The 616-nt window shown below is 60.1% G+C and carries 2 rRNA genes; both read right to left on the reverse strand.

The window, feature by feature from the left end:
• Nucleotides 1-151: ribosomal RNA gene (locus FGF04_RS39725) — 23S ribosomal RNA — on the reverse strand; the annotation flags it as partial.
• 319 nt (nucleotides 152-470) lie between these two features.
• Nucleotides 471-616, reverse strand: a 16S ribosomal RNA gene (locus FGF04_RS39730); the annotation flags it as partial.

Here is a 616-nt window from a genome sequence, read left to right on the forward strand (position 1 = left end):
TGACAGCCCATGACGACTGCCGGGTTTCCCCATTCGGAAACCCCCGGATCAAAGCCTGGTTGACGGCTCCCCGGGGACTATCGTGGCCTCCCACGTCCTTCATCGGTTCCTGGTACCAAGGCATCCACCGTGCGCCCTTAAAAACTTGGCCACAGATGCTCGCGTCCACTGTGCAGTTCTCAAACAACGACCAACCACCCATCACCCCGAACCAGTAGATTCGAGTGCACTGGGGCCGGCACTGAAGGCAGCCTTTACGGCCGTACCCTCAGACACCCAACAACGTGCCCGACCGGATCCCGTCCGGAGATCATGCTTTCCACGCTCTGAAAGAGCAGTACTTGCAAGCCTCCGGCCCGTGAAACCGGCCGAATAATCAACGTTCCACCCATGAGCAACCACCGTCGAACGTGTGCCGACGTAATGGCCCTGGACCACCAAGCGGACTTGGCGGCCTAGATGCTCCTTAGAAAGGAGGTGATCCAGCCGCACCTTCCGGTACGGCTACCTTGTTACGACTTCGTCCCAATCGCCAGTCCCACCTTCGACAGCTCCCTCCCCACAAGGGGGTTGGGCCACCGGCTTCGGGTGTTACCGACTTTCGTGACGTGACGGG

It is taken from the genome of Streptomyces apricus, assembly GCF_008369065.1.
Lineage (GTDB): Bacteria > Actinomycetota > Actinomycetes > Streptomycetales > Streptomycetaceae > Streptomyces > Streptomyces apricus.